The organism is Uniformispora flossi, assembly GCF_049534875.1.
Taxonomy (GTDB): domain Bacteria; phylum Actinomycetota; class Actinomycetes; order Streptomycetales; family Streptomycetaceae; genus Yinghuangia; species Yinghuangia aomiensis.
This window is the reverse complement of sequence record NZ_JBMULZ010000012.1, coordinates 1-24,438: the sequence shown is the minus strand read 5'-3', so window position 1 is coordinate 24,438 and position 24,438 is coordinate 1. Positions and strand designations below refer to the sequence as shown.

Below are 24,438 nucleotides of genomic sequence, written 5' to 3'. Positions count from 1 at the left end.
GTACCCTCAGTCACTGGGCATAACCGGTGCGTTGCCCGACATGGCCCACGCCAGAGGCGCGCGGTAACTCAGGCTCGACCTCGCCATCCGGAGAACGAATCGAGCACGCGTCGATCCGTTCACACGGTCTGATGGTCTCGATGCATCTAGAATCGAACCGTTGGGTTTCGTGGTACAGACGGGGACGGGGTATGTCCGAATCATTCGATGAATCCGGCAGCGAATTTGAGTTGCGGGCACTCAACGTTGCCCGAGCAATCCATGACCCTTTCGGCCTGCAGGGCGCGATCATGCACCGCGGCCAGGAGCGAGATGGCGTTTTTGTCTCAGAAGAGGCAATTCACGTTTATGAGTTCACGGTCGACCGAAAGAAGGAAAAATCACGCAAGGATGCATCTAAGGTTAGAGAGATTCTTGGGGACCTCCAGAACGATCCAAAGAATCGGTACAAGGCGCTGGTGGGATGGTGCGTCTCGAAGGAGGAGCCGACCGCTGAGCAGCGTGGCGCAGTTCAATCAGAGGCCAAAGCCGGCGGGTTTACCATCCATGCAATCAGTATTTCAGTTCTCCAGGCCCGCCTGTGTAACTCTGAGGCGTACTTGCGTTGTCGGGACAATGCGCCCTTCGGGAGTCTTTCTTATACAAGTGGTCAAATTCTTCCTAATGTAGACGTCCCGATTCGAATTCCTGTCGAGGGCCAGGATATCGGAGTGAGGGAGATTGCTGATCGGATCATCTCGGGCAGAAAGCTCCTCCTGGTCGGAGAATTTGGTGTCGGTAAGAGCTACACGATGCGAAAGGTCTATGAGGAAGCGCGTAGGCTGCACTTCAGGAAGAATAAACTGACACCGTTTCCGGTACACATTAATCTGCGTGACTGTGTCGGATTGAAAACGCCAGCCGAGATTCTTCGACGCCACTCGGAGGAGATCGGGTTCTCTGATGACAAGAGCCTTATCTCGGCGTGGCGCTCCGGTGCATGCGTCCTGTTGCTAGATGGCTTCGACGAGGTTGTGCCTACTCGGTGGCTTGGCAGCGCAGCCGATCTGAAGCAGGTGCGCTGGGAAGCACTCGCCCCGGTGCGGAGGCTAGTCCAGGAAGCGCCTGGTCAGACGGGAATTGCGGTCTGTGGGAGGGCGCACTACTTTTCGTCTCAGAATGAGATGGCCGGAGCCCTAGGATTTTCTTCGTCGGCTTCGGTTGTCACGATGAACGATTTCAGTGATTCGCAAGTCGCAGAATATCTGAACGAGGTCGGCATTGATTGGTCATTGCCGGAGTGGCTGCCGACTCGACCGCTGCTGATCGGTTACCTCGTGGGCATGGGGGCATTCACGGACCTGGCATCGGCAGGCATGGCGGACCAAGCTTCGGCTTGGAGAAACCTGTTTGATGCGATCTGCACTAGAGAATCCCGAATGTTCAGTGCTGTGCGCCCTGAAACAGTCAAGATGATCGTTTCCCGTGTAGCCACGCTTGCCCGTTCAACTGGGGATGAGACCGGTCCTGTCGGAATGGAGACGCTGCGGAACGCCTTTATCGAGGTCAACGGTCGACAGCCTGATGAAGAAGGGATTCAGATACTGCTCCGGCTGCCAGGGCTGGCGATCCCAGATGCGCATACTGCTGCGGCGGGCGTTGAAGAGCAGAGGGTATTTGTGGACCGAGACCTCGCGGATACCGCGTACGGTGAGGATCTTGCGAGTTACGTGATTGATCCGTATGACGCGCATCCGCTGTCTCGCGTTTCGTCATGGGCAAATGCTGCAAGCGACCTGGGGACTGACGTTGCAACCCAGTTCCTTGAATCGCAAGGCATCGGGTGTCGCGCAGCCCTTGCTGCCGCCAGCCGTCGGCAAAACAGCCACCAATTCGATGCAGTGCTTTCTGATACGCTGAGGGTCGCATCCAATTTGCAGGACCCTCAGACAGTATTGCGTGAGAGCTATCACGTCGAAGGTGTGATCTTCGATAGCTTCTCTGTAGCGGCTGGTGACAAGGTTGGGTCCAGCGTTACCTACAAGGACTGCGTAATCCAGTCGATGGACATATCCGGGGCCGAAGAAGGGCGGGAATTGCCGCACTTTCAAAACTGCCTCATTGGATTCCTGGACGGCGCTTCGGTGATTCCCGGTTGGCTGTCTGGGAATTTTATTGAATGTGAGATTGAGAGATTCTCGACACAATCTCAAACTACTGCGGGAATTATGCAGCTGCCTGTATCTGCCGAGAACAGAGTGGCACTAACAATACTGAAGAAGATATATGGACAGCGTGGATCGGGGCGAAAGGAAGGGGCCCTTTCTCGGGGATTGGATCCGTCAATTCGTTTGCTTGTTCCCCGTGTCTTGTCTGAGCTTCTGTCATCGGGCTGGGTCCACAAGGTGACCTCGGGGCGTTCTGTCATTTATCTCCCGGTCAAAGGGCGGAGAGCCGACGCGCTGAGGGCGTTGGAGAAGCCGGGCGACTTCGCCCTGTAGGTGTGGACGACGGCGACACGCACACCACCCGGTCCACGGCATGCCGGGGACCGGGTGGCATGCCGTGGGTTTCGCGCGCAGGGCAGCGCAACGTCACTACCAAGGTGGGCCCTACGCGGCGTAGGCCGGCGGCGGATGGTGAGTCGTCGACGTCACCACGCTGGAACGAGCGCGCCCCGGTCACGGCCGTCAGGTCGTGTGGGCGCCCCCAGGCGCCTCGCAGCTCCGCTGCGATCGCGAGAACCTTGCTGGAACCGGGCTTCGCCTGATGATGCGTTCGTTCGCCGCTGCGGACGTCGGGCCGCGGTGGGACCGGCGTCCGCGCCGCACGCCCGCCGCGGCCCGCGCGGCCGCGGCGGCGGCGCGCCCGCTCGCGGGCGCGCCCTTGATCCAGTAGAGACTAATTCGGCAATGATCTTTGGCCGCAGGCAGGTTGCGGCTGACCGCGTATTCGTTTGGATACGCGCCCTTGTGTCCCTAAGCTGTTTGCGGTGCCTTCTCGTTGGGTCTGTTGGGGTCGAACAGTCGGAGATCTTCGGGCTGTTCGTCTCCAGCAGACGGACGAAGGGGTTCCATGGTGGATCGGAGTGACAAGCAGCCCAGCAAGATCGGGCGTCATGTGTGGCCGCTGCTCGTGGCGTTGTTGAACGTCGTCGCAGCGGTGGTCAACCTCGCCGGACGCAACTAAGCCCCGGACCGTCCAAGTGTCCGGGGCTAGTTGAAGGGGCGAGGCGACGCACCCCCAACCGTGCCAGCGGTTTGGGGGTGTTGTCGTTTGGCGCTTCGGGTACGAAGCTACACACCCCGTGTAGCAAGCTCCACGTTAGCATGTGTATATACGCGATGAAAATTAAATTGGCAACATGATCATGCCTCTGACCTGCAGAAATGCCGTCGCAGCGGCGTGTTTGGCAGCCGATTGCAGCGAGATTTTCGTTGACGCTGGAAGACTCGGGGCTTCGCGCAGCGGGGCTGCGGTTGGCGCGGATTCGGGGCTGGGTTGACTGGCGGACTGCAGCATCGGGCTGGGATCAGGCCGATGAAGCAGACACCGAAGCGCAGGGTGCCGCGTGTGCCAACGCATCAACCGTTGGTAGCTTCGCTGGTATGGCGGACAGCGGGGAGTCAGGGGCCGGGTTCACGGCGGAGACTGCGGCCGGCCTCTTGGCCGAGGCCTGTGCGGATGCGGGGTTAAGCGCGGTCGGGGCATCGATGTTGCGGCTGGGGGAGAACGCAGTCTTCCGCCTCGCTGATCCGATAGTCGTACGGATTGGGCGCTCCGCCGATCGACTCGACGAAGCACAGCGCACGGTCGGCGTGGCCCGATGGCTGACGGAGATGGACTACCCCGCGGTTCGGCTGGTGCCGGGAGTTCGGCAACCGGCGGTTGTCGATGGGCGGGTCGCGACCTTCTGGCAGCTGGTGGCAGCGGAGGAGCGGTACGCGGATGTGGTGCAGTTCGCGGAGCTGATGCGCCGCCTGCATTGGCTTGCGGAACCCCCGTCGCTGGGGCTCCCATACGTTGATCCGCTCGGGCCGACGCTGCGGCGACTGGGGGAGCTGGGGCACCTTGCCGATGACGACCGGCAGTTCCTGCGGCAGCGGGCGGAGTCGTTGGGCAAGCGGTACGACGGGCTTGAGTTCGTGTTGCCGTTCGGCATGATCCACGGGGATGCGAACGTGGGTAATGCGTTGCTCGATGAGTCTGGTCGGGCGGTGCTGATCGACCTGGATGGCTTCGAGCTGGGGCCGCGTGAGTGGGACCTGACGCAGACCGCGATGTACTACGAGCGGTATGGCTGGCACACGCGGACCGAGTACGAGTCATTCGTCAGGGTGTACGGCTTCGACGTCATGAACTGGTATGGGTACCCGGTCCTTGCAGACATTCGTGAGCTGTCCATGGTCGTCTGGCTGGCGCAGAACGCTGACCACGATGAGCGGGCGGCGACTGAGCTGCGGCGGCGGATCTCCGACTTGCGGACCGGTGGCGACCGGCACGGTTGGTCCCCGTTCTAGATGTCGCTGTCCGGCTGCGACAGAATCGGCCGGTGATTGCGATCTGTGCCAAGTGCCAGCAGCCGCTGACTGGGAACCTTGAAAAGGCGGAGTCGCTGGGAAAGCCGCCGGAACGCACCAGTCCCCATGCGATTGCACCATCATGGGTATCTCTGGGCACATATGTCGTCAACTTCGACGGCTCGCACCTGATCCTGCACCCTGACGATGTCCCAGGAACTGCCAAGCACCATGATTGGCGGCGCATGACTGGATGTTGTGGGCCGTCCGGCCTCGATGGTCCGAACCTGGTCTGTGTGGGTTGCGGGACTGAGGTAGGCACGAAGGAAGCTGACTGTTGGACCCACAACTTCGTTGCGCTGACGACGTCCGCGGTTGTTGAGGTGCCTAGTTCTGCCTAGCCGTGGTCAGGCCGACAACTGCCAGAGCCTGTGCGAGTGTGCTTGGTCAAGGAAGTCGACGACGGTCGCGTTGCCGTCGAATCGGTCGAGCCGGGTTCTGAATTCGCCGAGATAGGTGACGCAACGCGCCGACTTGAGTTGGCGTCCCAGCGTGAGTGCCTGCATGGCGGCCTGACATGCCTGTTCGGGCTCGCCGCGGTCGAGTAGCGAGTCGGCAAGCACCATCGTCGCGAAGAAGTCGGAGCGGACGTACTTGCCGTCCGTGCCGCCTAGACAGAGTTCGGCGTACGAGGTTGCCTGGCCGGCCTGTGACAGGTCGCGGAAGCAGTGGCCGAACTCAGCGGATAGCTCCGCCTCGTCGAAGTAGCCGATGAAATCCGGATCTTCGCCGGGGTTGTGGCGGTCGAACGTCGACATGGCGGCGGAGAGTGCGGCGGAACAGCCGGCGTCGTCGCCGAGTCGGGCCAGGGCGCGGGCTTCCATGGCGTGGAACTGGGCGGACATGGTGGCGGTGCCGTGGCGTTGGGTGCCGAGCAAGGCGGCGCGGGCAAGGTTGGCGGCTTCGGCATAGCGGCCGAGGAAGGTTGCCTGGTGGCTCATGGCGGAGAGGATGCTCCCGGCCAAGCGGCGATCGTCGGCGGTCTGGGCAAGGCGGAGCGCCTGGACGAAGTAGCGCTGAGCCAGGCCGTGATGGCCGGAGTCGTAGCTCATCCATGCGGCCAAGAGGGTGCCTTCGGCGACGGTGGCGAACAGCGCGCGGCCTACCTGCTCGGTCGAGCGGGCGTTCAGCAACTCGCGGCCGTCGGAGTTCAGGTACTGAACTAGCGCGCGGCGGCCGTGTCCGCCCCCGAACCGGTTGTCCATGTCGACGAACATGTCGACGGTGGCCCGGATCGCCTCGACGTCGGACATGCCGACCTCGGTTCGCTCGCGGGGCTGGGGGAGTACCACTCCCGACGGGGCGACAAGCCAGGCGAACGGCGCTGACTGCCAGGCGGCGAGATCGGGTGCTGCGGTTAGCAGCTCTCCGGAGTCTTGGAGGTCGGCGCGCCACAAGCGGCTGATCTCGTCCACGCTGTCGTCGGCGGTCGTTGGGTATGCGACGGGCGAAAGATCAGCGCCTGACGGTGGGGCGCCGAGTCCGAGCACATGGGCGGGCTTGCCGTACGCCTTGACCAGATACGACACGTACTCCGTCGGGTAGGCGTGGCCGTTCTCCCAACGCGCGATGTTCCGCTTGAGCGTTTCGTCTGCGGGGATCGTGCGGTGTTCCTCAGCTGCGGCCTGGCGCAGGGCGTAGATCAGACGCGTCTTTGACCATTCGCGCCGTTCGCGCTCGGCGCGTAAGAGTTCCGGACGGTACGTCGGTGCGTTCGTCACTGTGCATCGCCTCCCCCGAAGCGGCGTCCTGTGGCGTGCTGGCCACGTGTGGGCCATCTTCGCTATGCCGTAGCAAACCAGTCAAAGGGGTGGGGGTGACACGGGCATGTCATCCCCTGTCAGCCCTTGTCATCTGTGGGTGTCCTGGGTCGGGAGCTGATGGTGGAGGGGACCGGTCGGAAGGTCCGCCGGCACTCGGGGAGAACTCAGATGACGAAGCGTCATATCACCCGGGCCCCCAGCATTTCCGGTGGTCCGCCTCGGTGGCTGACGGCGGCCGCGGACAGTCCGGCGAAAGTTCGGGCCGACTGGCGCGACGAACCGGCGGAACCGCGGTTGATGTCGACGGGGCGGACGTTCGATGCCGTGGTGGTGGCCGATGACTTGGGCGTGCGGACGCTGGAGGGGTATCGGGCGTTCGCCGCTCCGCCGCTGCCGACGGTGATCGACCACAGGACGCGCAAGGTCGCGTTCTTGATCGCGCCGTACGGCCTCGACTTCTGGGCGTCGACCATTGGTTACCTGAGGGGAAAACCTTCGTACCGGTACTTGAGCGCGGGTGATTTCCTGCTCGTGCCGGGGCCCTCGCCGGAGGTCGGAGCGCGTCATCAGTGGCTGTGTCCGCCGACCGCGCGGCCCGACCTGAGCGCGGGCGCGATCGTCATGTTGGCCGGGCAAGTTGTTTCCGCGTCTCGGCGCTTGGCTCGGGAGGCGATGCAGCATGCCGAGTGACGACTTCACCTCCGACGCGGCCACCTGGTCGCCGATCGACACGGGCGCCTGGTACGAGGCTCGGGAGGCAACGGCACTGCTGCGTGACGTCCTGCTCGCGGCTGGCTTGGCGGAAGACCTGCCGTACTTGCGGGCCGACGTCAACGCGTTCGGGCACGGCTTCGTCGAGCTGGGGCGCACCTCGCCGGCGGCGGCGAAGCGCCTAGCGGCGCTGATCGCGTTGGGCTTGTCGGACGGCCGTCCGCTTCGTTCCATCGACAACGAAAACGACTGAGGAAAGGTCGAGTTGATGCGCATCGCTGCCGACAACGAACGCACCTGCGCGCCGCGGGCCGAAGTGTTCCACGACGGTATTCCGTACGTCAGCGGCTGGCGGGACGCGGACGCGGCCACCCGCGAACTCGCGGACGTGCTGATGGCGGCCGGGCTCGCGGTCGGCTTCGGTGCGCTTAAGGCGGATGTGAACGTCCACGGTGACGGCCTGGTCAACCTTGGCGCCGTACCGGCGGATGTCGTCGCCCGACTTGCCGACCTGGTTACGCGCGGGCTCTGCGCCGAAATGGCGCGCCTCGCTGCGTAGCCGCACCCGGACTCCGGCTCGCCTCGCGTTCCCCCCGTGCGCGACGTGCTGAGCCGGAAACAGCGGACCCCCTCCCATGCCGCCATGCGGGAGGGGGTCCGCCTTTGCGTGTCATGGGTACCGGTAGGTGATTTCAAGGTCGTCCCCCGGGAGCTTGAACTCCTCCAGCACAAGCGGGCGTTCGTCCTGGTTCAGAGTGATGCGCAAGACCTGGAACAGCGGTACGCCCTCGGCGAGTCGGAGCGTGGTTGCCTCGTCAGGCATCGGCATGCGGGTGCGGACGTGCTCCGTCCAATGGAGCGTATGGCCGGCCGACTCCAGCGCGGTGAACAGCGCGGGCGCTGGCGGTGGGGCCGTGTCCTCGTACGGGGTGCCGATCAGCACGGAGAACGGCACGTAGGTGCGGTGTGTCTGCCGCAGTCGGCCATGTTCGGCGGTGTGTAGCTCGTCGTAGGTGAACATCGGCTCGCCGGGCGGGACGCGCAACAGGTCGGCCAGGGCTAGCGGGGCGTCGGTGCGCGTGGCGGTCGGTTCGCCGTGGACGGTCCAGCGGATTGCGTCGATCTCGACGTACCGGCCGTCCGGCTCGCGCCGGAGTCCGCGCGGGCGCGTGATGTTCGGGCGGGCGTGGGGGGAGCGTACGAAGGTCCCGCGGCCCATCGATGCCTCGACCAACCCGGCGGCGCGGAGTTCGCTGATGCCCTGGCGGACGGTCGGGCGGGTCACGCCGAACTCCTTCGCCAAGACCTCCTCGCCAGGCAGGGCCTGGCCGGCCAAGTACGTCCCGTCCAAGATCCGTTCGCGCAGGTGATCGGCAATCTCGCGGTACTTCGGCTTCTTTCCCGCCTGTGGCATTGCCGCCTCCGTCGACTCGCCCCGTGCCTGGCTCGATGCCGGTAAGCATCTCGCGCGCCAAGCCACTTGACAACCTGTACTACAGGTGCGCATCCTGAATTGCACCTGTAGTACAGGTGGACGCCCGGTCGGTCCGGGCGTTGTCGAGCTGAGGGAGATCAGCGGGTTATGGCGATCAAGGGTGCGATTCCGGTGGCGTTCGGCGATGTGTTCCCGGTGGGGGCGTTCGCGACGAAGGTCGAGCCGGTGTCCGACTTCGAAGCGTCGAAGGGTGGTCAGCAGGTGCAGGCGCGGGACAAGGCGTCGGGCCTGCCGATGTGGGCGGTCACGGTGTCCGACCCGGACCCGGAAGCGCGCGAGGGCTCGGTGAAGGTGAAGATCCCGGCGACTGTGGCGCCGGTGCTGCCGGACGAGTTGCCGGGGCTGCCGTTCCGGCCGGTGGAGTTCGAGGGGCTGACGGTCACGCCGTGGGTGAACGGGGCGGGGCGCCTCGCGTACTCGTTCCGCGCGGCCGGGCTGCGGGCGCCGATGGCGGCGGTGGCCAAGACGGGGCCCAAGGCGGGCTGACTGCCCGCAGGTTCATGCGCGATCCCGGTGCCTGGTGACTTGGCGGTCCGGCACCGGGATCGCTCCCACTCAAGAGACCTGACGATCTTTGAAGGGGTGTTCCCATAATGCACAAGTCCACGGGGGTGGACTGGCGGAAGCCTGCGTATGTCGCGGGCGTGATCTTCGTTGTCTACCTGATGGCGGATCTGAAGTTCGGGCCGCGGGGCTCGTTCCTCGTCGCGGTGGCGTTCATCTTCGCTGTCGTCGCGTTGGCCTGGTGGTGGTTCTTCTCGTTCGCCGGTCGGGTGCGGCGCGGGTGGCCGATGCTGGCCAAGGCGATTGGGCTGTGGCAGCAGGATCCGATCAAGCGGATCAACGAGGAATTCTCGTACGCGTGGCCGGTGATCAGCCGGATCAAGCGGGAGCCCAACGGCTACAGCGTGCGCGTCCTGTTGCTGCCGGGGCAGACGCCCGACAACATCGCGGACCACACGGAAGGGATCGCGCACACCTGGCGCGTGTTCCGTGTCGATGCCTCGTCCCCGAGTCGGGGCGCCGTGCTGCTGCGGGTCTGGGTGTCCGACCCGTTGGATAAGCCGTTCGGGCCCGTCGCGATGGGCATGCCGGGCCTGCCTGGGCTCCGTGATCGCGAACCGGTCGAGAAGCCGGAGACGCGGTACGACTCGGTTGACCTCGGCCGGTGCGACGACGGAACCCCATGGGTGCTGCGGCTCCACGGGACGCACGTGATGGTCGCGGGCGTCACGGGCGCCGACAAGGGCTCGATCCTGTGGGGCGTCACACGCGGGCTCCTCCCAGCGGCGCGGGCGGGGCTGGTCGAGTTGTGGGCTCTGGACCCGAAGCGGATGGAACTCTCGTACGGTCGCGCCCTTTTCCAGCGGTACTCGTCCGATCCCGAAGAGATGGTCGAAATGCTGGAAGACGCGGTCGCGGAGATGTCCGCGCGGGCGGACCGGTTCGCGGGCAAGGTCCGCAAGCACGAACCCTCCGCGGACTGCCCGTTCGTGGTCGTCATCGTCGACGAGTTGGCGTTCCTGACGGCCTACCAGCCGGACAAGAAACTCCGTGTCCGCGCCGAAGCTGCGATCGCCACCTTGACGAGTCAGGGGCGGTCTGTCGGGTTCTGCGTCCTCGGCGCGCTCCAGGACCCCCGCAAAGAGGTCATGAACCTGCGGAACCTGTTTCCGGACCGGATCGCGCTCCGTCTGGACGAACCGGCGCAGGTGGACATGGTGCTCGGCCTCGGTGCCCGGGGCCGCGGGGCCACTGCGGATCTCATCTCGCCTCTCCCCGAAGTCGGCGCCGGCGTCGGCTACGTGAAGCGGGAGACCCACCCGGAACCGGTGCGGGTGCGGGCGGCGTTCGTCTCGGATTCGGACATTGACGCGATGGTGCGGGACTACGCGCTCGGGGGTGCGGCATGACCAGCAACGACAACCGGGCCGATGTCGCCCGCGGCGTGATCGTGCTGCGCTGTCTGGCCGACTTCCTCGCCGCGCGCCGCGGCCTGCCGGACGTGATCGGCGTGCAGGTGACGTGGTCGCACGCGGATCGGGTCTGGGGCGTCCTGGCACAGCTTGCGGTCGACGCGGGCCTGTCGGACGTCGAGCGGTGGGCCCTGGCGCTCGATGACGCGGTGATCACCTCTCAGGAGGTCGATGGCCCGCGGGGGCCCTACACGTCCCACGAAGCGGCCGGAACCGTACACGGGCACCCGGTGACGGTGTGGACGCACGTCCGCCACAAGGAAGCACGGTGAGCCCGAGCACTCGGGCGGAGCGGGCCCGCATGCCTCTCGCGAAAGAGGTCGTGCGGGCCGCTGCGCTCGAACACGGGGTGTGCATCCGGCCGATCGCGCTGCGGCGCACGGACATGGTGACCGGTCAGACGGAGATCATTGACGTGCCTTGTGGGGCGACGCTGGCGAGCGTCTGCCCGACCTGTGCGGAGCGGAAGCGGCAGCTTCGGATGGCGCAGTGCCGCGAGGGATGGCACCTGACCGAGGAACCGGCCCTCGACGCGGACGAACCCAACGACTGGCAGCGCGCCTTGGTCGAGATCCGCGCGGATGTGACCAAGGCGCACGACATGGCCAGCGGAGACGAGCGTGAACAGCTCGGCGCGGACCTGGTGGCGCTGGACGACGAGATCACCCGGGCCGGGGTGCGCGGCAACGTTGACCCGGACAAGCCCAACCGGCGGACCCGTTCCACCCGGCGGCGCCAGGACGTGGCCGATCTGCCCCGGCGTCCGGTTGAGGCACGGACGGTCGGGAAGGCGTATACGGGCCCGGATGGGAAGACCTTCCGGCCGTCCCTGTTCGTCACGCTCACCCTGCCGTCATATGGGCGGGTCCGCTCGGACGGGACACCGGTGGACCCGGCGACGTACGACTACCGGCGGGCGGCGCGTGATGCGCTGCACTTTTCCAAGCTGGTGGACCGGTTCATTCAGAACCTGCGGCGCTTGGTCGGCTTCGACGTCCAGTACTTCGCCGCGGTCGAACCGCAGCGACGCTTGGCGCCGCATGTCCACTTGGCGATCCGGGGCACGGTCTCGCGTACCGAACTGCGGCAGGTCGCGGCGGCCACCTATCAACAGGTCTGGTGGCCGCAGTGCGACAAACCCGCCTTCGGCGACGACGCGGCGCCGGTGTGGGACGCGGACCTCGGCATCTACGTCAACCCGGACACCGGGGCCGCGCTGCCGACGTGGGATGAGGCCCTGGATGACCTCGACGCGGACCCGGTGCACGTCGTCCGGTTCGGCGTCCAGGTCGACGCGAAAGGTGTCCTCGTCGGCTCCGACGACGCCAAGCGCTGCATCCGGTACTTGGCGAAGTACCTCAACAAGTCCGCGCACGAGTGCCACGAACCGGTGAGCGACGCCGAACGGGCGCACGTGGACCGGCTGATGGATGAACTGCGGTACGAACCGTGCTCCCCGATGTGCGCGAACTGGCTCCGCTACGGCGTGCAGCCCAAGAACGCCCGTGACGGCATGCGGCCGGGCCACTGCAAGGCCAAGGCGCACCGACGTACCCACCTCGGCTACGGCGGCCGGCGCGTCCTCGTCTCCCGCAAGTGGTCCGGCAAGACCTTGGCGGACCACAAGCACGAACGGCGGGCCTGGGTCCTCGATCTCCTCGGCGAGATGGACGGCGGCCCGGACTCGGACCGCTACCTGTGGGAGCACGTCAGACCGAGCGACCCGGACGTGCCCTCGATCTCCCATCGCCTCCTCCGGGCGGTCGCTGAACGGGTCCGCTGGCGCGGGGCCCTCGACGCGGCCAAGGCACGCGCAGACGGACAGCTCGGCGATTCGGCAATCACGGGGAGGGCGGCATGACCACAACGAAACCGGGTCGCCGGTCCGCCGACCTGATGACTGTTCCGGAAGTTCTGGAAGAACTGGGCGACGTCTCGCGCCGGACGTTCTACCGGTGGCGCGAACTCGGCATCGCTCCCGCCTGCCTCAAACTCCCGAACGGCGAATTACGCGTGCGGCGAGTCGATTTCTTGCAGTGGCTGGACACCTTGTCGGAGGGGGCGGCATGAAGTCATACAAGGTCCGGATGTGGGACCTGGCGCATTGGGCGCACCGCAAGAAGAGTCCGTACGGCGTGCGGTGGACGGTCGACGGCAAGCCCTTCTCCAGCTGGTTCGCCAACAAGACTCCGGCGGACCGGTACCGCGGCAAGCTGCTGACCGCCATGGAGAAGGGCGAACCCTTCGACACGGAGACTGGCCTCCCGGACTCGCTGGCGGCCGGCAAGGGGTCGATGACCTGGTACGAGCTGGCCGTGAAGTACGTGGATGCCAAGTGGTCGTTAGCAGCCGCGAACAGCCGCGTCAGCATCGCTGAGACGATGACCGCGGTCACGATGGCGTACTTGAACAAGGTCAGCGGTCGACCGGATGACGCGACGCTACGTCGGGCCTTGCGCGGATGGGCGTTCAACCCGAACAAGCGGGATACGCCGCAACCGGCGGACGTTGCCGCGGCGCTGAAATGGGTCACGAAGGCGTCTCGGTCGCTGCGGGCGATGGCCCAGGACTCGCAAGAGGCCGCGAGGATTCTGGATTCGTTCACGCTGCTTCTGGATGGCAAGAAGGCGTCCGCAAGCACCATTTCGCGTAAGCGGCGGGTGCTTTACAACGCGCTCGAATACGCGGTGTCGATCAAGAAGCTTCCGGCGAACCCGCTGCCTTCGCTGGACTGGAAGGCACCCAAGGCGAGCGGCAACATTGATCGCCGGGTCGTCGTGAGTCCGGCACAGATGCGGGAGCTGCTGACGGCTGTCTCGTACGTCGGCAGCTACCACCGTGCCCGCGGTCGGCGGCTCGTCGCGTTCTTCGCCTGCTTCTACTTCGCGATGATGCGCCCGGCCGAACTCGTCGGCCTGAAAGAGGAGAACTGCCACCTGCCCGATGAAGGGTGGGGCCTGCTGCTCCTGTCCGACACCCGGCCCTCGGCGGGCAAGGCTTGGACGGACAGCGGGCAGACCCACGATGAGCGGGGCCTCAAACAGCGCGACGAAGGGGACACCCGGCCCGTCCCCATCCCGCCTGAGCTGGTCAAGATCCTCAAAGCACACATCGAAGAGTTCGGGACGGCCGACGACGGGCGGATCTTCACGAACGAGCGCGGCGGTCTGGTCGGCTCGTCGACCTACTACCGGGTGTGGGCTGAGGCTCGGACGTACGCGTTCCCGCCGGAAAAGGTGGCGTCCAAGCTCGCCGCTCGCCCGTACGACCTGCGCCACGGCGGCGTCTCCCTCGGCCTCAACGGGACGGCGGACCCGACCGACGTCGCCGAACGCGCCGGGCACAGCGTGGAGACCCTGCTCCGCGTCTACGCCAAGTGCATCGACGGACGCCGCGACGCCAACAACAAGCTCATCGAAGACCGGTTGAACGAGGGGACAGCCAAGGCCGAGCAACCGCCGGCGACCAGAAAGACCGGCGACGTACGGCGTCGACGCAAGCCCAAGGGCTACGATCGGCCCTCCTGACCTGCACAAACACAGCAGCCCGCGGTCCTCACGGACTCGCGGGCTGTTTCGCACCTGTTTCGCAGACAGCGACAAACAGCGGCTCAGAGCCGCCTACAGCTGCATATGGTCTGGACCCTACAAACAGTAATGGCCCCTGGTGAGGGGCCGTTTTACCTGGTCAATCTGGGTGCCCCCGGCAGGATTCGAACCTGCGCACACGGCTCCGGAGGCCGTTGCTCTATCCCCTGAGCTACGGGGGCTCGGTGGGGCAGGTGGAACATTACCAGGGTGGGGGGTGTGCTCGCGCCAGGGTTTCGGGGGCGGGGAGGGGCCGCTGGGGGTGGGTGGGGCGAGGGGAGGGCTTCGGTGTCGGGCTGGGGAGTGGTGCGTTGCCGGTGGGGGTGGCAGGGCGGCGCGTTTGGGGGCGCTTGTGGTGAAGGGGAGGCTGGTTCGGGGGAATGCGGGGCGGGGGATCGGCGGGCGTCCTAGGGTCCTCGGTATGGGCGGTCTCGGGCGGGTTTTGGTGGTGGATGACGACGAGGTCATCCGGCGGTTGATTTCGGTGAACCTCCGGTTGGAGGGGTACGAGATCACGACCGCGGTGGACGGCGAGGAGTGCCTGGAGCTGGTGCACGAGGTGCAGCCGGACCTGGTGACGCTGGACGTCGTGATGCCGCGGCTCGACGGGATCCGGACCGCGGCGCGGTTGAAGGGCGACCCGCGGACGGCGCATTTGAAGATCGTGATGATAAGCGCCTGTGCGCAGAGCGAGGACATTGCGAGGGCGCGCGAGGCCGGCGTTGACGCCTACCTGACGAAGCCGTTCGACCCCGATCACCTGGTCCGCGTCGTCCGGAACCTCGACAAGCGCAACCCGAATCGCTAGCGGGAAGCGCGAAGGACGGGCCACTGCAGAGGAGAGGCCAAGGAGCGATAGAGAGGAGGAGGGGAAAGGGATCGAGGAGTCGAGGAGAGGCCGCGAGTCGTCGGCCTGTTGTCCGGTCGCGCGCGACGGCGCCCCCACCATGGTGTTGTGGTCGGGGCGTCGTCGTATGTGTGGGGCAGGGGCGGGACTCCCGGTTCGGGATGGCGCGTGGTCTGGGAAACGGCTCGTGGTCCGGGATCGCTCCTGGCCTGGGACGGCTCGTGGTTGGGGATGGCCCGCGCTCTGGGGTGGCCGGTGGTTCGGGATGGTTTGTGCGCGTGTGCCGACGCGCCCCCACCTCGGTGTTGTGGTCAGGTCGCCCGACTCGCCTGGCGGTGGCTTGGCCGCCCGGGGCGGGGATGGGTGCGGACGAGGGAATGGAGCGCCACGGGTGGCGTGAGTGGTGGGGGCGGGGGCGTGGCGCAGGCTGCGAGTCGGTTCCTCGACCGGGCCGTCCCGTTCCCGTCCCTGGGGCCGTGACTGTCGGCCGCCCCCAGGACCGAAGGTTCTCCAGGGCCAGCGGTTTCCAAGGGCCGGCGGTTCTCCAGGACAGACGGTTCCCCAAGACCGCGAGCGTCCGCCGCAGCTCCGCAGCTCCGCAGCTCGGTCGCCGCGAGCGCCGGCGCTCGAGTGCCGCCCCGCCCCCCGCTCGCGTCCGCCGCCGGAGTGACCCGAGCCCACCGGGGTGGAGAAGCCGGTGGGGTGGAGAAGCCGTAAGGACGGACAAGCCGTCGTCGAGACGCCCCCCAACCGAGTGACCCCCCACCCCACCCCCCGCCTCCCCCCGCCCCCCGTCGCATACCCTTACACCCGTGACCCCCGTTGAACTTTCCCAGGCTGTGTTGTCCGCTGTGCGCGCGTGTGTCGAGGCCGGTGAGCTGGCTGTCGCGGTGCCCGAGTCCGTCACGGTGGAGCGATCGAAGAACAAGGACTTCGGGGACTACGCGACGAACGTGGCGCTGCAGCTGGCGAAGCCTGCCGGGAAGCCGCCGCGGGAGGTGGCCGGGCTGGTCGCGCCGCGGCTGGCCGACACCGCGGGCATCAGCAAGGTGGACATCGCCGGCCCCGGGTTCCTCAACATCACGCTCGATGCGGCGAGTGCCGGGGAACTGGCGCGGGTGGTCGTCGAGGCCGGTGAGTCTTACGGGCGGAGTGACAGCTTCAAGGGGTTGAAGATCAACCTCGAGTTCGTGTCCGCGAACCCGACCGGGCCGATCCACATCGGCGGTGTCCGGTGGGCGGCGGTGGGCGACTCGCTGGGGCGGATCCTCAAGGCCGCCGGTGCCGACGTGAGCACCGAGTACTACATCAACGACGCCGGTGTGCAGATCGACAAGTTCGGGTCGTCGCTGATGGCCGCGGCCAACGGGCGGCCGGTGCCGGAGGACGGCTACGTCGGCGCGTACATCAACGACATCGCGGCGGAGATCGTCGCCGCCGAGCCGGGGATCGTCGACCGGCCCGAGGCGGAGCAGAAGCAGGTCTTCACGGACACCGGGCTGCGGCTGATGGTGGCCGAGATCCAGCGGTCGATGGAGGAGTTCGGGACGCACTTCGACGTGTGGTTCTCGGAGAAGAGCCTGCACGACTCGGGTGCCGTCGAGAAGGCGATCGAGCGGCTGCGCGCGCAGGGCCACGTCTACGACGACAACGGCGCGATCTGGCTGCGCACCACCGACTTCGGCGACGACAAGGACCGCGTCCTCATCAAGGGCGACGGCGAGACGACGTACTTCGCGTCGGATGCCGCCTACTACCTCGACAAGCGCGACCGCGGCAACGAGGTCTGCGTCTACATGCTCGGCGCCGACCACCACGGCTACGTCGGCCGCCTGAAGGCCATCGTGGCGTGTGCGGGCGACGACCCGGAGCACAACATCGAGGTGCTGATCGGCCAGTTCGTGAAGATGCTGCGTGACGGCGAAGAGATCCGCATGTCGAAGCGGGCCGGGAACATCATCACGATCGACGATGTCGTCGAGTGGATCGGTGTCGACGCCGCGCGGTACTCGCTGGCGCGGTCGTCCACCGACTCGACGATCACGCTCGACGTCGACGTGCTCACCAGCGCGACGAACGAGAACCCGGTCTACTACGTGCAGTACGCCCACACGCGGATGTGCGGCGTCAAACGCAAGGCTGCCGAACTCGGCATCTCGCGCGGCGAGTTCAAGCCGGAGCTGCTCACCAGCGAGTACGAGTCCGCGCTGCTCAGCATGATCGGCGAGTTCCCGCGGATCGTCGCCAAGGCCGCCGAGCTGCGCGAGCCGCACCACGTGGCGCGCTACCTCGAGGAGCTGGCGGGCGTGTTCCACCGGTTCTACGACAACTGCCGGATCATGCCGATGGGCGACGAGCCGGCCGGCGACCTGACGTACGCCCGCATGTGGCTCGCCGAGGCCGCGCAGACGGTGGTCGCGAACGGCCTGAACCTGCTGGGAGTTTCGGCCCCCGAGCGGATGTAGTCCAAGCGGATGTCGGCCGAGGGGACCCAGTCCACGCGGATGTAGTCCGCGCGGACGCGGAGCACGCGGAGCACGCGGAGCACCCGGGCGACCGGGTGCCGGCGACGCGACCGATCCGGCGGCGGGGTGCACCAAGCCCGCCGCCGATCGTGCATTGTCGGGCCGCCGGCATGGACCACGAGGGGCCACAAGCCCCAGGAACCACAAAGCCGGCAAATCCCGCAAAGCCTGCAAAGCTCACAAAGCCCACCAGGCCCGCAGACGACACCCCGCACCCCGCACCCCGCACCCCGCCCGCACACCGCCCCCCGCACCACCCCACCACACGACAAAGCCCACCCGGTACCTGGGGAGATCACCGCACCATGAGCAGGTCCGCACACCCCGCCGGTCCCCGGCACGCCGACGTCCTTCCCGAGGGCCACCAGCTGCCGGTGCCCGACGACCTCAACGTCCTGGACCCCAAGGTGTGGTCCGCCACCACCGAGCGCCGTGCCGACGGGGTTGCCGCGGTCGCCGGGATCGACGTGCGGGACCTCGCCGCGCGGTTCGGGACGCCGCTGTACGTGATGGACGAGGACGATCTGCGCGCCCGCTGCCGCGACTGGCGGGCCGCGTTCCACAATCAGGAGACCGATGCCGACGTCTTCTACGCCGGCAAGGCCTTCCTGTGCCGCGCCCTCGTGCGCTGGATCGCCGACGAGGGCCTGAACCTCGACGTGTGCTCCGGCGGCGAGCTGGCCGTCGCGCTGTCCGCGGGCATGGATCCGGCGCGGATCGGGTTCCACGGCAACAACAAGTCGACGGCGGAGATCGAGCGCGCGGTCGAGGTGGGCGTCGGCCGGATCATCGTCGACTCGTTCGAGGAGATCACCCGTGTCGCGTTCGCCGCGGAGCGGCGCGGTGTGACGCAGAAGGTGATGATCCGTGTCACGGTCGGCGTCGAGGCGCACACTCACGAGTTCATCGCGACCGCGCACGAGGACCAGAAGTTCGGCATGTCCGTCGCGGACGGGACCGCGGCCGAGGCGGTGCGCCGCATCCTCAAGCTGTCGCACCTCGAACTCCTGGGCCTGCACTCGCACATCGGCTCGCAGATCTTCGACACGTCGGGCTTCGAGGTGTCCGCGCGGCGTGTCGTGGGGCTACTGGCGCAGATCCGCGACGAGCACGGCGTACAGCTTCCGGAGATCGACCTGGGCGGCGGCCTCGGCATCGCGTACACCGGCGCCGACGACCCGAAGACGCCCGCCGACATCGCGCGCGAGCTGACCGCGATCGTGCGCCGCGAGTGCGAGGTCGCGGACCTGCGGGTGCCGCGGCTGAGCGTCGAGCCGGGCCGCGCCATCGTCGGGCCGAGCACGTTCACGCTGTACGAGGTCGGCACCGTCAAGCCGCTGCCCGGTCTGCGCACCTACGTCAGCGTCGACGGCGGCATGTCCGACAACATCCGCACCGCGCTGTACGACGCCGAGTACTCGGTCGCGCTCGTGTCCCGTGCCAGTGACGCGGAGCCGATGCTGGCGCGCGTGGTCGGCAAGCACTGTGAGTCCGGCGACATCGTCGTGCGCGATGCGTACCTGCCCGCCGACGTGACCGCCGGCGACCTGATCGCGGTGCCCGCGACCGGCGCCTACTGCCGGTCGATGGCCAGCAACTACAACCACGTCGCCCGGCCCGCGGTCGTCGCGGTCAAGGACGGCAACGCCCGCGTCATCGTGCGGCGCGAGACGGAAGAGGATCTGCTCCGGCTCGACGTGGGATGACCAGTGGGGTGACCGGTGGAATGACCAGTGGGATGACCGGTGGGATGACCAGTGGGATGACGGGCGGGACGACCGCAGGTGGGATCGCGGGCGCGATGACAGGCGGGACGCCGGTGGGATGACCGCCCGACCACCCCGTCCTCCCCCCGGCGGAAGCCCGCTCCGGCCGGAGAAAATCCCGTCCGGGCCGGGTCCGCGCCGCAAGAATTCCCGCCCGGAACCCACCCCGGACCCGTCTCGGATCCTGGACGGGCGTGGGATCGCACGGTGATCCCGGCGAAACTGGCCGGGTGCCGTGCGCCCGGGAGCGCGTCCGCGGACAGGCCGCCGGGACCCGGGACAGAGCTGCACCTAACGAGAAGTCGTTGACGAAGCGAGGTCGGATGATGCGTACGCAGCCGCTCAAGGTGGCGCTGCTCGGTTGTGGTGTGGTGGGTTCCGAAGTGGCCCGCATCATGACGACGCACGCCACGGACCTCGCCCAGCGCATCGGCGCCCCCGTCGAGCTGGCCGGCGTGGCCGTGCGCCGCCCCGGCCGGGTCCGCGAGGGCATCGACCCCGCGCTGCTCACCACGGATGCCGAGGGCCTGGTCAAACGCGGCGACATCGACGTGGTCGTCGAGGTCATCGGCGGGATCGAACCGGCCCGCTCGCTGATCCTCGCCGCGATGGAGAACGGCGCGTCCGTCGTCTCCGCGAACAAGGCGCTGCTCGCCGAGGACGGTGCGACGCTGCACGCCGCGGCCGCCAAGCACGGCGTCGACCTGTACTACGAGGCGTCCGTCGCGGGTGCGATCCCGCTGCTCCGGCCGCTGCGCGAGAGCCTCGCGGGCGACAAGGTCAACCGCGTGCTGGGCATCGTCAACGGCACGACGAACTTCATCCTCGACCGGATGGACTCCACCGGCGCCGGGTTCGCCGAGGCGCTCGACGAGGCGACCCAGCTCGGCTACGCCGAGGCGGACCCGACCGCGGACATCGAAGGCTTCGACGCCGCCGCGAAGGCCGCGATCCTCGCCGGGCTCGCGTTCCACACCCGGGTGACCGCCGCGGACGTGTACCGCGAAGGAATCACCGAAGTCACCGCCGCGGATGTCGCGAGTGCGCGCACCATGGATTGTGTGGTGAAGCTGCTGGCCATCTGCGAGCGCGGCGCCGACGGCACGTCGGTGAGCGCCCGCGTGCACCCCGCGATGATTCCGCGGTCGCACCCGCTCGCGTCGGTGCGCGAGGCGTACAACGCGGTCTTCGTGGAGTCCGAGGCGGCCGGCAGCCTGATGTTCTACGGCCCGGGCGCCGGCGGTGCGCCGACGGCTTCCGCGGTGCTCGGCGACTTGGTCGCGGTGTGCCGCAACAAGCTGTCGGAGACCACGGGCCCGGGTGAATCGGCGTACGCGAACCTTTCCGTGCGCCCGGTCGGCGAGGCGGTGACCCGGTACCACCTCAATCTGGACGTGGCCGACAAGCCGGGTGTGCTGGCCTCGGTCGCGACGGTGTTCGCGAAGCACGATGTGTCGATCGACACCGTGCGGCAGCAAGGCCGCGACGGTGATGCGACACTCGTCATCGTCACGCACAGCGCCACCGACGCCGCGCTGTCGGCGACCGTGGCGGAGCTGCGCGGGCTGGAGATCGTCCGCGACATCGCCGGGATCATGCGCGTGGAAACCCAGGGCTAGCCAAGAGGGAGAATGACCATCGTGAGCGCGGTGAACGAGGCCGTTCGCGCCAAGCAGACCCACCAGTGGCGCGGGGTCATCGAGGAGTACCGGGACCGCCTGCCGGTCTCCGCGACGACTCCGGTGGTCACGCTCCGCGAGGGCGGCACGCCGCTCGTCCCGGCCCAGGTGCTGTCCGAGCGCACCGGCTGTGAGGTGTATCTCAAGGTCGAGGGCGCCAACCCGACCGGGTCCTTCAAGGACCGCGGCATGACCATGGCGATCTCGAGGGCCAAGGAGGAGGGCGCGCAGGCGGTCATCTGCGCGTCGACCGGCAACACGAGCGCGTCGGCGGCCGCCTATGCGGTGCGCGCGGGCATGGTGTGCGCCGTTCTGGTGCCGTCCGGCAAGATCGCGCTGGGCAAGATGGGCCAGGCGCTCGTGCACGGCGCGCGCATCCTGCAGGTCGACGGCAACTTCGACGACTGCCTGACGCTCGCCCGCGACCTGGCCGACAAGTACCCGGTCGCGCTGGTGAACTCGGTCAACCCGGTGCGCATCGAGGGCCAGAAGACGGCGGCGTTCGAGATCGTCGACATGCTCGGCGACGCCCCCGACATCCACGTCCTGCCGGTCGGCAACGCGGGCAACATCACGGCCTACTGGAAGGGCTACCGCGAGTACGCCGACGACGGCCTGGCCACCCGCCGCCCCCGTATGTGGGGCTACCAGGCGGCCGGCTCGGCGCCGATCGTCAACGGCGCGCCGGTGACCTCGCCGCAGACGATCGCCACCGCGATCCGCATCGGCAACCCGGCGTCGTGGGACTTCGCGCTCGCCGCGCGCGACGAGTCCGGCGGCCGGATCGACGCTGTGACGGACCGTCAAATCCTGTCCGCCTACCGCTTGTTGGCGTCGCAGGAGGGTGTGTTCGTGGAGCCGTCGTCGGCGGCGAGCGTGGCCGGTCTGCTGAAGGCCGCCGAAGCCGGCCTCGTCGACCCGGGCCAGCGGATCGTCTGCACGGTGACCGGCAACGGCCTGAAGGACCCGGACTGGGCGGTCGCGGGCGCGCCCAAGCCCATCGTCGTCCCGGTGGACGCGGGCGCCGCGGCGGCGCAGCTCGGCCTCGACGGCTGACCCGCCCTGCCGGCATTCAGCGGATCGGCGCGGCCGGGGACGGAGCTTCCGTTCCCGGCCGCGCCGCGTTCTCCGGCAGGACACGCGGAAGACACGCGGGTGACGCGCGGGAGACGCGTCGCGGATACGCGGCGGGCCGCTTCCGGGGGAGAATCGGGGAGAAACCCGGGGGATTCGGCGGATCCCGGGGGAGTCGATACGGCGACAGGGCAAGAAATCGAGAGATTCCCCCGGGCGCGGCGTGCCGCCGGGGAACGTCCTTTCGCTACGCTGAACCCCTGACGCGGCAGCGTGACCGTCCCAGGGTCCGAGCCCGTCAGTTCTTGCCGTTCCCCAGCGCCGGACGCGGCCACCGTTCCGCCCGGGCAGCACGCCCGGCCACGGCCACGTCGTTCCAAGGCGCCCGGTGGGACTCCACGAGGAGGAGTGTCCGCAGCCCATGGCCGGTCCTGCTTTCCGCGCCGCCCCGGTGCGCGTCCGCGTACCCGCGACGAGCGCCAATCTCGGCCCCGGTTTCGACGCGCTCGGGCTCGCGCTCGGGCTCTACGACGACGTCGTCGTCCGGGTCGCCGACCGAGGCCTGGCGATCGACATCGCCGGCGAAGGCGCCGACACGCTCGGGCGCGACGAGAACCATCTCGTCGTGCGCGCCCTGTACGCCGCGTTCGAGGCCCTCGGCGGCCGCCCGGGCGGCCTCGAAATCGTCTGCGCGAACCGCATCCCGCACGGCCGCGGCCTCGGTTCGTCGGCCGCCGCGATCTGCGCGGGCGTCGTCGCCGCACGCGCGCTGACCATAGGCGGCGCCGAGCGCCTCGACGACGCGGCCGCACTGGCCGTCGCCACCGCGCTCGAAGGCCACCCGGACAACGTCGCGGCCTGCCTGTACGGCGGGTTCACCACGGCGTGGACCGACGAGGACGGCCCGCACGCGGTGCGGAGCATGCCGCACGCCGACATAGCCCCGGTCGTCTTCGTGCCGTCGACCCCGCTGTCCACCGAGGTCGCCCGCGGGCTGCTGCCCGCGCAGGTGCCGCACGCCGAGGCCGCGGTCAACGCCGGCCGCGCCGCGCTGCTGGTCACCGCCCTGACCGAGCGCCCCGACCTGCTGCTGCCCGCCACCGACGACCGGCTGCACCAGGACTACCGCGCCCCCGCGATGCCGCACAGCGCGGAACTCGTCGCGAAACTGCGCGGCCAGGGCCATGCCGCGGTCATTTCCGGCGCAGGCCCCACCGTTCTGGCCCTCGTCACCGCGGACCACGTGGACGAGGTGATCGGCGCCGCCGACACCAATTGGGTGGCGACCAGGCTCGACGTCGACACCGAAGGTGCGGGCGTCTTGCCGCTGGGGTAACCCACGAGACGGTTGCTCGTTGGCAGGGTGCATGATCGCGCGACGAAACCACACCCACCGGCGGAACCGGCGAAATCCCGCCGACCCTCCGCCGACCAGGGCCGGAGCAGCCGACACACCGACTCGGAGGCGTTGCGGGGTGGGGGAATGTCGTGGGGGTCCGGTAGTGTTAATGTCACCGCACCAGGAGACCTGCCCTTATGGGGCGGGACCAGTTCGGTGCCCGGTTTCGTTTTCCGTGGCCATGGTCCTATGGGAGCTTCCCCTCCTGCCTGTCCCAGGCACCACGACTGGTGACGAGACGTGGCTCCCCGAAGCCGATAGGCGCCTCCCGGGCGTCGTATCGCCAGACTTCCCGGGGCCCCGAGGACGAATCTCCACGCCGACACGCCCGATCATCCCGACCGCCGCGCTGGACGCAGTTTGACGATCCCCGCCGATTGGCGGACCACCGCACCGGATTCGGATCCGGGCCACCAGGGCCCGGAGTCCGGGCCGGACAGCACAACCGGTCGCCGTGCCGTATCAAGGCCGACGCCCGCTCCAGGGAAGGACCCTTCGTGAGCGACACCACCGATCTCATGGATCAGGCCGCAGAGGCCGGGTCCACCGCCAGTGACGCCACCGCGGCCGCGCCGCGGCGCCGTCGTGCCGCCGGAAGCGGCCTGAACGGCATGGTGCTGGCGGAGTTGCAGCAGGTCGCCGCCGGTCTCGGGATCAGCGGCACCGGGCGGATGCGCAAGAGCCAGCTCATCGAGGCGATCGAGGCCAAGCAGGCGGGCGGCGGCAAGTCCGCCGACGAGAAGCCCGCCGAGGCCGCGCCGCGTGCCGCGCGTGCCGCGAAGACGGCCGCCGCCGCGCCCGCCGAGGAGCCCGCCGCCGACAGCGCCGCGCAGGCCCCCGCCGAGCCCGCCGCCCGCCCGCGCCGTGCCGCGCGCCGTGGCGTCACCGACGTCTCGCAGAGCGCCCCGAGCACCGCCGCGCAGACCACCGCGGCGGGGGGCCGGCCCGCCGGGGGGCGCGCCACCCACGCAATACCCCAGCCCGCCGCCCGGGGGGCCGCCCCCCCCCGCCCCCGCGCGGGCCCCCGCCCCCCCCCACCCCCCCCCCCGGGCCGCGC

The 24,438-nt window shown here is 68.1% G+C and carries 20 protein-coding genes and 1 tRNA gene; 18 read left to right on the top strand and 3 right to left on the bottom strand.

Annotated elements, in window-relative coordinates; genetic code table 11:
• The first annotated feature begins 191 nt into the window (after positions 1 to 191).
• Both ACPA54_RS24395 and ACPA54_RS24390 read left to right on the top strand, forming a co-directional pair.
• A complete protein-coding gene (locus tag ACPA54_RS24395) occupies positions 192 to 2,480 on the top strand; it encodes an NACHT domain-containing protein (protein ID WP_423533111.1) in 2,289 nt (762 codons plus the stop codon).
• A gap of 936 nt (positions 2,481 to 3,416) precedes the next feature.
• Positions 3,417 to 4,499, top strand: coding sequence for a phosphotransferase (locus ACPA54_RS24390; RefSeq protein WP_423533109.1), 1,083 nt, complete (start codon positions 3,417 to 3,419; stop codon positions 4,497 to 4,499).
• A gap of 407 nt (positions 4,500 to 4,906) precedes the next feature.
• Here the strand turns inward: ACPA54_RS24390 and ACPA54_RS24385 are convergent, their stop codons facing one another.
• Positions 4,907 to 6,280 (bottom strand): NsdA family TPR-like regulatory protein, encoded by a 1,374-nt coding sequence (locus ACPA54_RS24385; RefSeq protein ID WP_423533108.1) that lies wholly within the window; start codon positions 6,278 to 6,280, stop codon positions 4,907 to 4,909.
• A 210-nt stretch (positions 6,281 to 6,490) separates the two neighbouring features.
• Between ACPA54_RS24385 and ACPA54_RS24380 the strand changes: the two genes are divergently transcribed.
• The 3 genes from ACPA54_RS24380 to ACPA54_RS24370 are packed head-to-tail and all read left to right on the top strand — an operon-like array spanning position 6,491 to position 7,592.
• Positions 6,491 to 7,012, top strand: coding sequence for a bifunctional DNA primase/polymerase (locus ACPA54_RS24380; protein WP_423533106.1), 522 nt, complete (start codon positions 6,491 to 6,493; stop codon positions 7,010 to 7,012).
• Positions 7,002 to 7,286, top strand: a complete 285-nt coding sequence (locus tag ACPA54_RS24375; protein WP_423533104.1) for a hypothetical protein — start codon at positions 7,002 to 7,004, stop codon at positions 7,284 to 7,286. Before ACPA54_RS24380 ends, ACPA54_RS24375 begins: the two co-directional genes overlap by 11 nt.
• Before the next feature lie 15 nt (positions 7,287 to 7,301).
• On the top strand, positions 7,302 to 7,592 hold the full coding sequence (locus tag ACPA54_RS24370; RefSeq protein WP_423533102.1) for a hypothetical protein: 291 nt from the start codon (positions 7,302 to 7,304) through the stop codon (positions 7,590 to 7,592).
• A 111-nt stretch (positions 7,593 to 7,703) separates the two neighbouring features.
• Here ACPA54_RS24370 and ACPA54_RS24365 read toward each other — a convergent pair whose 3' ends face one another.
• A complete protein-coding gene (locus tag ACPA54_RS24365; RefSeq protein WP_423533100.1) occupies positions 7,704 to 8,447 on the bottom strand; it encodes a GntR family transcriptional regulator in 744 nt (247 codons plus the stop codon).
• A 168-nt stretch (positions 8,448 to 8,615) separates the two neighbouring features.
• On the opposite strand from ACPA54_RS24365, the gene ACPA54_RS24360 reads away from it, so the two are divergent.
• The 6 genes from ACPA54_RS24360 (at position 8,616) to ACPA54_RS24335 (ending at position 14,031) form a co-directional block, all read left to right on the top strand.
• On the top strand, positions 8,616 to 9,014 hold the full coding sequence (locus tag ACPA54_RS24360; RefSeq protein ID WP_423533098.1) for a plasmid replication, integration and excision activator: 399 nt from the start codon (positions 8,616 to 8,618) through the stop codon (positions 9,012 to 9,014).
• Between the two features lie 107 nt (positions 9,015 to 9,121).
• A complete protein-coding gene (locus ACPA54_RS24355; protein ID WP_423533096.1) occupies positions 9,122 to 10,441 on the top strand; it encodes an FtsK/SpoIIIE domain-containing protein in 1,320 nt (439 codons plus the stop codon).
• On the top strand, positions 10,438 to 10,776 hold the full coding sequence (locus ACPA54_RS24350) for a hypothetical protein (RefSeq protein WP_423533094.1): 339 nt from the start codon (positions 10,438 to 10,440) through the stop codon (positions 10,774 to 10,776). The genes ACPA54_RS24355 and ACPA54_RS24350 overlap by 4 nt, the downstream gene beginning before the upstream one ends.
• Positions 10,773 to 12,365: a replication initiator gene (locus ACPA54_RS24345; RefSeq protein ID WP_423533093.1), complete on the top strand. Its 1,593-nt coding sequence runs from the start codon at positions 10,773 to 10,775 to the stop codon at positions 12,363 to 12,365. The genes ACPA54_RS24350 and ACPA54_RS24345 overlap by 4 nt, the downstream gene beginning before the upstream one ends.
• Positions 12,362 to 12,574, top strand: coding sequence for a helix-turn-helix transcriptional regulator (locus ACPA54_RS24340; protein WP_423533091.1), 213 nt, complete (start codon positions 12,362 to 12,364; stop codon positions 12,572 to 12,574). Before ACPA54_RS24345 ends, ACPA54_RS24340 begins: the two co-directional genes overlap by 4 nt.
• The gene (locus ACPA54_RS24335) at positions 12,571 to 14,031 is read left to right on the top strand and encodes a tyrosine-type recombinase/integrase (protein WP_423533089.1); all 1,461 of its coding nucleotides are present in this window, start codon (positions 12,571 to 12,573) and stop codon (positions 14,029 to 14,031) included. Before ACPA54_RS24340 ends, ACPA54_RS24335 begins: the two co-directional genes overlap by 4 nt.
• A gap of 170 nt (positions 14,032 to 14,201) precedes the next feature.
• Here the strand turns inward: ACPA54_RS24335 and ACPA54_RS24330 are convergent.
• A tRNA-Arg gene (locus ACPA54_RS24330) sits at positions 14,202 to 14,273 on the bottom strand.
• Positions 14,274 to 14,512: 239 nt separating this feature from the next.
• Between ACPA54_RS24330 and ACPA54_RS24325 the strand changes: the two genes are divergently transcribed.
• From ACPA54_RS24325 to ACPA54_RS24295, 7 genes are all read left to right on the top strand, one after another.
• Positions 14,513 to 14,899, top strand: coding sequence for a response regulator (locus tag ACPA54_RS24325; protein ID WP_345681138.1), 387 nt, complete (start codon positions 14,513 to 14,515; stop codon positions 14,897 to 14,899).
• Between the two features lie 851 nt (positions 14,900 to 15,750).
• The gene (gene argS, locus ACPA54_RS24320) at positions 15,751 to 17,403 is read left to right on the top strand and encodes an arginine--tRNA ligase (protein WP_423533087.1); all 1,653 of its coding nucleotides are present in this window, start codon (positions 15,751 to 15,753) and stop codon (positions 17,401 to 17,403) included.
• Between the two features lie 365 nt (positions 17,404 to 17,768).
• Positions 17,769 to 19,169, top strand: a complete 1,401-nt coding sequence (lysA, locus tag ACPA54_RS24315) for a diaminopimelate decarboxylase (RefSeq protein ID WP_423533085.1) — start codon at positions 17,769 to 17,771, stop codon at positions 19,167 to 19,169.
• Positions 19,170 to 19,552: 383 nt separating this feature from the next.
• Positions 19,553 to 20,848: a homoserine dehydrogenase gene (locus ACPA54_RS24310; RefSeq protein ID WP_345681150.1), complete on the top strand. Its 1,296-nt coding sequence runs from the start codon at positions 19,553 to 19,555 to the stop codon at positions 20,846 to 20,848.
• A gap of 12 nt (positions 20,849 to 20,860) precedes the next feature.
• Complete coding sequence (thrC, locus tag ACPA54_RS24305) at positions 20,861 to 21,964, top strand: threonine synthase (protein ID WP_423533083.1); 1,104 nt, start codon at positions 20,861 to 20,863, stop codon at positions 21,962 to 21,964.
• Positions 21,965 to 22,403: 439 nt separating this feature from the next.
• The gene (gene thrB / locus ACPA54_RS24300; protein ID WP_423533081.1) at positions 22,404 to 23,318 is read left to right on the top strand and encodes a homoserine kinase; all 915 of its coding nucleotides are present in this window, start codon (positions 22,404 to 22,406) and stop codon (positions 23,316 to 23,318) included.
• 560 nt (positions 23,319 to 23,878) lie between these two features.
• Positions 23,879 to 24,438 (top strand): Rho termination factor N-terminal domain-containing protein (locus tag ACPA54_RS24295; RefSeq protein WP_423533080.1); only part of this gene is annotated, 560 nt, incomplete at its 3' end.